This window comes from Micrococcus sp. LASM2_SD2 (genome assembly GCF_057364565.1).
The window spans coordinates 1-8142 of sequence record NZ_JBNFOB010000093.1 but is presented as its reverse complement, the minus strand read 5'-3'; the positions used below and the strand labels follow the sequence as shown (position 1 = coordinate 8142).

Annotated in this window: 9 protein-coding genes; 5 read left to right on the top strand and 4 right to left on the bottom strand. The window is 72.5% G+C overall.

The features are described from left to right. Window positions 1-811, bottom strand: an 811-nt coding sequence (locus tag AC2W7A_RS06625; RefSeq protein ID WP_485990666.1) for a PrpF domain-containing protein, incomplete at its 3' end; no start/stop codon positions are given. A 76-nt stretch (window positions 812-887) separates the two neighbouring features. Here AC2W7A_RS06625 and AC2W7A_RS06620 point away from each other — a divergent pair. Beyond that, the gene (locus AC2W7A_RS06620; protein WP_485990665.1) at window positions 888-1376 is read left to right on the top strand and encodes a hypothetical protein; all 489 of its coding nucleotides are present in this window, start codon (window positions 888-890) and stop codon (window positions 1374-1376) included. On the opposite strand, the gene AC2W7A_RS06615 is transcribed toward AC2W7A_RS06620, so the two are convergent. Then, window positions 1340-1822, bottom strand: coding sequence for a DUF2871 domain-containing protein (locus AC2W7A_RS06615; protein WP_485990664.1), 483 nt, complete (start codon window positions 1820-1822; stop codon window positions 1340-1342). The genes AC2W7A_RS06620 and AC2W7A_RS06615 overlap by 37 nt on opposite strands. A gap of 71 nt (window positions 1823-1893) precedes the next feature. Continuing rightward, a complete protein-coding gene (locus AC2W7A_RS06610) occupies window positions 1894-2928 on the bottom strand; it encodes an NADP-dependent oxidoreductase (RefSeq protein WP_485990663.1) in 1035 nt (344 codons plus the stop codon). Window positions 2929-3008: 80 nt separating this feature from the next. On the opposite strand from AC2W7A_RS06610, the gene AC2W7A_RS06605 reads away from it, so the two are divergent. The 3 genes from AC2W7A_RS06605 (at window position 3009) to AC2W7A_RS06595 (ending at window position 5930) form a co-directional block, all read left to right on the top strand. After that, window positions 3009-3932, top strand: a complete 924-nt coding sequence (locus tag AC2W7A_RS06605) for an AEC family transporter (protein ID WP_485990662.1) — start codon at window positions 3009-3011, stop codon at window positions 3930-3932. Window positions 3933-4119: 187 nt separating this feature from the next. Beyond that, window positions 4120-5014, top strand: a protein-coding gene (locus tag AC2W7A_RS06600) for an IS5 family transposase (protein WP_485990661.1) whose coding sequence is annotated in 2 segments (ribosomal slippage) — window positions 4120-4476 and window positions 4478-5014 — 894 coding nt in all. Because the reading frame shifts where the segments join, the coding sequence is not laid out codon by codon here. Between the two features lie 157 nt (window positions 5015-5171). Beyond that, the gene (locus AC2W7A_RS06595; RefSeq protein WP_485990660.1) at window positions 5172-5930 is read left to right on the top strand and encodes a VOC family protein; all 759 of its coding nucleotides are present in this window, start codon (window positions 5172-5174) and stop codon (window positions 5928-5930) included. Window positions 5931-6043: 113 nt separating this feature from the next. On the opposite strand, the gene AC2W7A_RS06590 is transcribed toward AC2W7A_RS06595, so the two are convergent. Beyond that, complete coding sequence (locus AC2W7A_RS06590; protein ID WP_485990659.1) at window positions 6044-7258, bottom strand: FAD-dependent monooxygenase; 1215 nt, start codon at window positions 7256-7258, stop codon at window positions 6044-6046. 159 nt (window positions 7259-7417) lie between these two features. Here AC2W7A_RS06590 and AC2W7A_RS06585 point away from each other — a divergent pair. After that, window positions 7418-8142, top strand: a 725-nt coding sequence (locus AC2W7A_RS06585) for an LD-carboxypeptidase (RefSeq protein WP_485990658.1), incomplete at its 3' end; no start/stop codon positions are given.

Sequence of the window (8142 nt, the reverse complement as noted above, 5' to 3'; positions counted from 1 at the left end):
CTTCCGCCTCGCCAGCCGCGTGGCGCATCCCGGTGGGGGCAGGGTGCCGGGGGACGGCCGCGGCGGCGGCCAGGCGGATCCGCTCCAGGGCAGGCTCCACGCCGTCGATCGCCTCGAGCTCGTCCGGGCTCTCCGCGCCGGTGAGGGCCAGGCCGGCCGACGCCAGGGACTCGGCGGCCACGAACACCACCGGATTGGCGGCGTCCACGAGGGAGACCTCCACCTCGCCGAGGCCGTCGACCTCCAGCATGTCCGCAGGGTTCCCGGTCGGCAGGAGCCGGCCGGTCATCGCACCGCCGGGGGAGAGGAACGCCAACCGTAGGGGCGATCCCGTCCCGGCCACGCCGTCCAGGGCGAAGTCACCGGAGGTGACCGCCCTGCCGGAGGCGACCTGCAGCTCGGCCGCGATCAGCTGACCGGTGTTGGTGGCGTGGATGCGGACGGTGAGCGGGCCGTCGTCGGGACGCGGGAGCAGGCCCATCTGGAGGGCGACGGGTGCGACGGCGGAGGCCACGTTCCCGCAGTTCAGGCCGTGGTCCACCACCGGGGAGTCCACGCTGACCTGCGCGAACGTGTAGTCCACGTCCGCATCCGGGTGGGTGGGCGGGCCGAGGATCGCCGCCTTGGACAGGGAGGACAGGCCGCCGCCCATGCCGTCCAGCTGTCGACCGTGCGGGTCCGGGCTGCCCAGCGCGGACAGCAGGATCCGGTCCTGGGCGGCACGGTCTGCGGGCAGGTCGTCCACGCGGAAGAACAGGCCCTTGGACGTGCCGCCGCGGGCGAAGACGGCGGGGATGCTGGTCTCGGTCATGGTCTGAAGCCTAGGCACTGCCGCTGAGGAACCACGGTGTGAGTAGCCTGATCTCAGGGAGACGAAAGGGGACCCCATGTCCGCCAAGACACCGCCGCCGGACCGCCGCGATGACCTGGTTCCGGCCTCGGAGATCCCGGAGCAGAGCTGTCAGGCGCGCCGCCGTCCGCGCGGTGTGACCTGGATGTGGCTGGCCGCCCTGCTGATCGGGGCCGCCGCGGTCACGGCGATGGCGCTGGGCGATGCCTTCCCTCAGGAGAGGGCCACCAACGGGCCTCCCGGCCTGTGGATCGGCATCATGCTCATGCCTCTGGCGGCGTTGCTCGCCGGGGCCGCGACCCTGACCTGCCTGTTCAGGAGGGGCTTCCGGGCTGCAGGCATGGCCGGGGTGCTGGGCTTCGTGCTGGTCGGGGCGCCGCTCGCCGGGGACCTCTTGGAGGAGCACCGACTGCTCGCGCAGGTGTTGGCCGGGTGCGGCGCGGCGGCGTTCGCTCTCGCCACCGTCCTGGCGTTCCGGAGCGCGCGGCGTCATCCCTCCGCAGGGGTCTCCCCGCGCGCCGACTGAAGCCGGGCCCGGCGCGCATCGAGGCGTTCCTGACGCTCCCCGATGCCCTCACGGATCGCCATGAACAGGGCGATCAGGCCTACGGTGATGAGGATGTGCCCCAGGCCCGCCATCCCGGGGATCGCTGCGGAGGTGTCCGCGGGCGCCTGCCCGTCCAGCGTCAGCAGGCCGCGGACCAGCATCATCACCACGGTCAGAGCGAGACCGGCGTTGTAGACCCAGAAGAAGATCGTGAAGGACCGGCGGGTGTGCAGGGTGAGCACGGCGTCCAGGGCCAGCACGATCAGGAACAGCATCATGCCCAGGGAAAGGATGTGCGTGTGCATCAGGCTCAGCTCGGTGTCCACGCCGAGGTTGCCGGTCAGCTTCGTGTACTCGCGGTAGAAGACGCCCGCGGCCAGACCCAGGGCCAGCCAGGTGGCGGCGGCATAGAAGGACTTCATCATGCCGTCGACGCTAGGCCGCGCACCGGTGGGGTGCATCAGTCGATCGGTTGATCGGCGACGCCGCGGCCCCCTCAGCGCAGCCGGACGACCATCTTGCCGGTGTTGGCGCCGGAGAGCAGATCGATGAACGCCTGCGGGGCGTTCTCCAGGCCCTCGCGGACGGTCTCGTCGAACTGCAGGGTGCCGTCCTGCAGCCAGCCCACCGCCTGTCCGAGCCACTCCTCGGCGACGTCCTGGTGGTCGGCCACGATGAACCCCTGCAGCCGCAGCCGCTTGCCGACCATCTGCACCATGTTCCGCGGGCCGGGTGCGGCCTCCGTGGCGTTGTACTGGGAGACCGCGCCGCACAGGGCCGCCCGTCCGCCCACGGTGAGGGCGCCGATCGCGGCCTCGAGGTGGTCGCCGCCGACGTTGTCGAAGTACACGTCGATGCCCTCCGGCGCCGCCTCCTTCAGCAGGTCCCGGACGTCACCGGTCTTGTAGTCGAAGGCGGCGTCGAAGCCGAGCTCCCTCAGGCGCGCCACCTTCTCCGGGGACCCGGCCGAGCCGATGACCCGCTTCGCCCCGAGTGCCTGGGCCACCTGCCCGACCGCCGAGCCCACCGCACCCGCGGCGCCGGAGACGAACACGGTGTCCCCGGGCTGGAACTGCGCGATCTTCGTCAGGCCCACGTAGGCGGTGAGCCCGGGCATGCCCAGGACCCCGAGGTAGGCCGAGTCCGGCACCTTCTCCGTGTCCACGGCCTGCACGTGCTTCGCCTTCACCACGGCGTGCTCGCGCCAGCCGAGCTGGTGCAGCACCCGGGCGCCCACCGGCACGTCGTCGGCGCGCGAGGCCACCACGGTGCCCACGGTGCCGCCGTCGAGCGGGGCGTCCAGCTGGAACGGGGGCACGTAGGACTCGACGTCGTTCATGCGGCCGCGCATGTACGGGTCCACGGACATCACGTCGTTGGCCACGAGCACCTGCCCGTCCTGCAGCTGGGGCACGTCCACGGTCTCGAGGCGGAAGTCCTCGGGCGTCGGGTCGCCGTGCGGGCGGGAGGCCAGCACGATCTGCCGGGTCTGCGCGGGGATCTGGGCGGCGGTGTCCTGCTCTGAAGTCATCCTCCGAGCCTGTCAGCCCTGCCGGGGGTGCGTCGACCCACACCATCCCCGCCCCCGGCGCATCCGGCACCATGGTCGGCATGGACCTGGTGACCACGGCGATCGTCCCGATCGTCATCCTGCTGCTCACCGGCGCTGTGGTGAAGCGTCGGGTGGTCACGGACGGCGCCTTCTGGTCCGGCCTGTCCTGGCTGGTCTACTGGGTGTTCGCCCCTGCGCTGTTCATCGACGCGGTGGCCGGCGCGGACCTGGGTGCCGTCTCCCTCGGCCCGCTGCTGCTCGCCCTCGTCGTCCCGGTCCTCGCGGTCACCGGCCTCACCCTCGGCCTGGGCCGGCTCCTGGGCGTCCGCGGCCCGGAGTGGGGCGCGCTGATGCAGGGCACCATCCGCTTCAACACCTACGTGGGCCTGGTCTTCGTCTCCGCGCTCCACGGCAGCCAGGGCGTGGCCACGTTCGCGCTCGCCGTGGCGGTCCTGGTGCCGCTGGTGAACCTGATCTCGGTGGTCACCCTCGCCGTCGGCCGCAGCGCTTCGGAGTCCGGGCCGTCGGTGCTCAGGGAGGTCGCCACGAACCCGCTGATCCTGGCGTGCCTGATCGGCCTGGCCGTGAACCTCACCGGCCTGCCGCTGCCGGGCACCGTGGCCGCGACGCTCGAGCTGCTCGCGCAGCCCACCCTGGTCTGCGGCACCCTGCTGGCCGGCGCGGCCCTGTCCTTCCGCGTCGGCCGTCAGGACCTCAAGGCCCTCACCCTCGGCGCCGCGCTCAAGCTCGCCGTCCTGCCCCTGGCCGCCCTGGCGATCGCCGTGGAACTGGGCATCACCGGGCCCATGCTCGTCGCGATCGTGGTCATCACGGCCCTGCCCGTCACCCCGACCGCCGCCGTGCTCGCCTCCCGCATGGGCGGCGACGTCCGCCTCATGGCCGCCCTCATCGGCACCCAGACGGTCCTGTCCGTGGTGACCCTGCCGGCCCTGATCGCCCTTGCCCAGCGCGTAGGCGGCTGACACGGACGGCGAGCGGCCGTCGTCGTGCGTCAACCGGTGAGAACACGCCCTCATCCGGTGTGAATCCGGTCCGCAGACGGTGTGTTCTCACCCGCAGCGGAGAGGAACGACGACGGCACCCGCCCCCGCCTGACGGCTAGGGCGTGTCTAACAATGAGTCCAGGGGCCGGCTCACACCCTGGAAGGCGTGTCCCGTGTCCAGATGATCTCTGATGCTCAGTGGGAGCTGATCGCCCCGATGCTCCCTACTCGCACAGGCCGGCAGGGCAGGCCGTTCTCGGATGCGCGGATGATGGTCGAGGCCATCATCTACCGGTACCGGTGCGGGATCGCCTGGCGCGATCTGCCCAAGGTCTTCGGTCCGTGGCAGACCGTGTGGACCTGGCATCGACGCATGGCCGAAGAAGGCACCTGGGACACGGTGCTGGCAACACTGACCGCCGCCGCGGACGCGGAAGGCCTGATCGACTGGTCGGTGGCGGTGGACTCCACGATCGCCCGGGCACATCAGCACGCCACGAACACCACCCGCCACACAGGGGGATGGATCGAACTACAAGAATCCGCGTGAAGAGCCGGCCGATCACGGCATCGGACGTTCTCGCGGCGGGCTGAGCACGAAGATCCATCAGCTCGTCGACGGTGCAGGGCTGCCACTGGTCAGCCTGATCACCCCTGGCCAAGCAGGAGACTCGCCCATGCTGCTGCCGCTGCTGGAACAGCTGCGTGTGACCCGGCCGGCAGGTCGGCCCCGCACCCGCCCGGACGCGGTCCTGGGCGACAAGGCGTACTCATCACGGGCGATCCGCACCCATCTGCGCACTCGTGGCATCAAGACCGTGATCCCCGAGCCGGCGGACCAACAGGGCCACCGGAAACGCCGGGGCTCCCACGGTGGGCGGCCCGTGGGCCTCGACGCGGCCGCCTACAAGGGCCGCAACGTCATCGAGCGCCAGTACGCCCAACTCAAGCAGTGGCGCGGGCTGGCAACCCGGTATGACAAGCACGCGATCGTCTACCGGGCCGCGGTGATCCTGAAGGCGGTGCTCGCGTGGTCCAAACGATTGTCAGACACGCCCTAGCCCTGGCGGGTCGTGACGGGGAGGTCTACCGTGCCTGCTGTGAGCTCCCTGCGGCTCGCACATCTGACCCCGACGACCTCTCCACCCGCCTGACCGACGACCCACCGAGACGCCCCGCCCGGGACCAGGACACAGGACCAGAAAACGAGGCACCGCCATGACCGCACGCACCACACCCCAGGCCGACGGCACCCCCGTCTGGCGCGACTTCTGGACCACCGACCCCGAGTCCGTGGGCACGCTCCTCACCGGACTGTTCGGATGCACCATCACCCAGGTCGGGCCGGAGCCCGGCTACAGCGTCGCCGAGCTGCCGCAGGGCGCGCTCTGCGGCATCGGCCCCGCCACGCCCGAGGAGGCGCCGAAGGACGTGGCCTGCCTGTTCCTCGCCGCCGCGGACGTGCGGGCCGTCCACGCCCGCGCCCTCGAGCTCGGCGCCCGTGAGGCGATCGGACCGATGGAGGTGGGCCCCACCGGCTCCTTCTCCACCGTGGTGGACCCGACCGGCGCGATCGTCTCCCTCTGGCAGGCCGGGAAGCAGGTCGGCTATGCCGCCGTGGACGAGCCCGGCTTCCCCTGCTGGCAGTCCCTGCACACCACGGACGTGGACGCGGCCTGCGCCTTCTACGGCGACCTCTTCGGCTTCACGTGGGAGCACGGCCCGTCCGAGGGGTCGAAGGTCGCGATGCACGGCGAGGACGCCCTGTTCGACGTGGCCCCCGCCGGCGACTGCGGGATGTCCGTCTGGTTCCAGTACCAGATGGTCGAGGACCTCGAGGCGAGCCTGGCGAGGGCCAAGGAGCTCGGCTGCACCGAGGGAGACCGCGTGCAGGCGCCGTTCGGCACCTGGGTGGACCTGGAGACGGACGGCGGCGCGTTCATCGGCCTCGTCCAGATGGGCGGCCCGCAGGGCTGATCCGTCCCCGGCGCCTCCCGGACGTGCTCCAGGGGTGACCCGACGACGACCGGCACCGTCCACGCGGACGGTGCCGGCCGTCGTCGTGCACGGGGGGGACGGACGCCTCCGGCTCAGCGGCCGGTGGGCGGCGGCGGACGCCAGTCCGCGATCCTGCGCAGCGGCTCCTCCACGCGGGAGTCCGGGAGCATGCGCAGCGCCAGGTTCCGCAGGGCGGAGGCACCCGGCATGCGCAGGTGCGCGATCGTCCCCAGGTTCCGGGACAGGCGCGAGATCTCGCGGATGCGGGGCAGGCGCAGGGTGTCGTAGCGCTCGAGGGCGCGGCGCAGCCGCTCCGTGCTCATCAGGCCCGGCGGGTCGGCGAGCAGGTGGTCCAGGACGATCGCCAGGGTGGCGGCGTCCTCCAGGGACTGGGCGCCGCCCTGGCCGAGGTTCGGCGTCATCGCGTGCGCGGCGTCGCCGATCAGGACCAGGCGGCCCTGTGCATACGTCGGCAGGTCGCGGGCCATCTCCTGGACCTGTGTGAAGTGCATGTCCGCGGGGTCCGTGGCGGCGATCAGCTGCGGGATCGGGGCATGCCAGCCGCTGAAGAGGGCCTCGAGGCGTTCCAGCAGGTCCGCGGAGGGGGCGTCCCGTTCCCGGCTGCGGCGCTGCCACACGGCGTCTGTCTCCACCGCGAACCAGTAGGCGCGGCCGTCCGGGAGCGGGGCGAAGCCGAACCGGGCCCCGTTGCCCCAGGTCTCTCCGGCCGCGTGGATGCCGTCCGGGCCGGTCAGGTCCACCGGTTCCCGGGTGACGGCCCGCCATGCGGAGTATCCGGCGTCCTTCAGTCCGGGGTCGTTCGGCCAGGCGCGGCGGACGGCCGAGTGGGCTCCGTCCGCGCCGACCACCAGGTCGAAGGCCCAGGTGCGTGCGGTGCCGTCCGTGTCCGTGAAGCGCACGGTGCCCGCGGTGGTCACGGACTGCACCCGGCAGCCCAGCCGGATGCGGCCGGAGCTCACGCCGGCGGCGAGCATGCGGTGCAGCTCCTCGCGGGGCATCACCCGGGTCTCGGCGAGCACCTCCGGCGGAAGCATGGTCAGGGTCCGGCCCTTGGGGGAGCGTTGGGCCGCCGCGTCGGTGCGGGCGGCGTGGGGGTGGTCGGCGAGGGCGTCTCCGTAGCCGAGGGACTCCAGGGCGCGTTGGGCGTTCGGGGCCAGCGTGATCGCGGTGCCGCCGGAGCGCAGGGTGGGGGCGGCCTCCAGGACGAACACGTCCGCGCCACGGCGCTGCAGGCCTGCGGCGAGGGCGAGCCCGCCGATGCCGGCACCCACGACGGCGATCCTCATGGTCCAGTCGCCTCCCCTCGGCCCCCGGCATGCGGCCGTTTCCTCGCTGACCAGGGCGTCCACGTTGCTGCGGAGAGAATGCCTCCGCCTGAGTGGACTCTACCGTCGCGGAGGGCGGCGGGCAGACACCTGAAGCCCCGCGGAGCCTAGGCTGAGTGCGTGGCTGATCCCAGATCGAGCGAGTCCATGGCCCACCCCGGATCGAGTGCGAAGTCCTGCGGTGACGTGAAGGCCGTGCGTCGGCCCGGGGGCGCTCTCCGCTTCCCGGCCCCGCTGCGGCCCGGGGATTGGATCGGCGTGACCGCGCCGGCGGCCGGGGTGGGTGAGGGCGCCCGGAGTCGGTTCGAGGCGGCCGTCTCCTGGCTCACCGCCCGCGGGTATGAGGTGGTGCTCGGCGACTGCCTTGCCGCGGACGGCCACGTCTCCGCCCCGCGGGAGCGGCGCGCGGCCGAGCTGATGGCCATGCTCTGCGACCCGCGGATCCGTGCGGTGGTCCCGCCGTGGGGCGGAGCGGGGACGGCGCTGGACCTGCTGGACCACCTGGACTGGGACGCGATCCGGGCCGCCGAGCCCACCTGGGTGGTCGGCTACTCGGACTGCGACTCCTTCATGGCGCCGCTGACGCTCTTCGCCGGGTTGCCCACCCTCCACGGGGACAACCTCATGGACACTCCCTACGAGGTGCCGGCCGGGCTGGTGCATTGGACGGAGCTGGCCGCCGCAGCGGGCAGCCCGGGGCAGCGGCGCGTCGTCCAGCGGGACAGCGGCGTCCAGGGGTTCTGGGCCCCGCTGACGGACGCCCACGCCCGGGTGTGGAAGGACCGGCGCCGGCCGCCTCGGGAGCCGGAGCTGCGGCCGGTTCGCTTGGCTACGGCTCCGGGGCG

Excerpts from the sequence above, each read along its gene's own strand:
- AC2W7A_RS06595 (WP_485990660.1), top strand. The coding sequence starts at position 5,172 with ATGACCGCACGCACCACACCCCAGGCCGACGGCACCCCCGTCTGGCGC.
- AC2W7A_RS06605 (WP_485990662.1), top strand. The coding sequence starts at position 3,009 with ATGGACCTGGTGACCACGGCGATCGTCCCGATCGTCATCCTGCTGCTC.
- AC2W7A_RS06615 (WP_485990664.1), bottom strand. The coding sequence starts at position 1,822 with ATGATGAAGTCCTTCTATGCCGCCGCCACCTGGCTGGCCCTGGGTCTG.
- AC2W7A_RS06620 (WP_485990665.1), top strand. The coding sequence starts at position 888 with ATGTCCGCCAAGACACCGCCGCCGGACCGCCGCGATGACCTGGTTCCG.
- AC2W7A_RS06610 (WP_485990663.1), bottom strand. The coding sequence starts at position 2,928 with ATGACTTCAGAGCAGGACACCGCCGCCCAGATCCCCGCGCAGACCCGG.
- AC2W7A_RS06590 (WP_485990659.1), bottom strand. The coding sequence starts at position 7,258 with ATGAGGATCGCCGTCGTGGGTGCCGGCATCGGCGGGCTCGCCCTCGCC.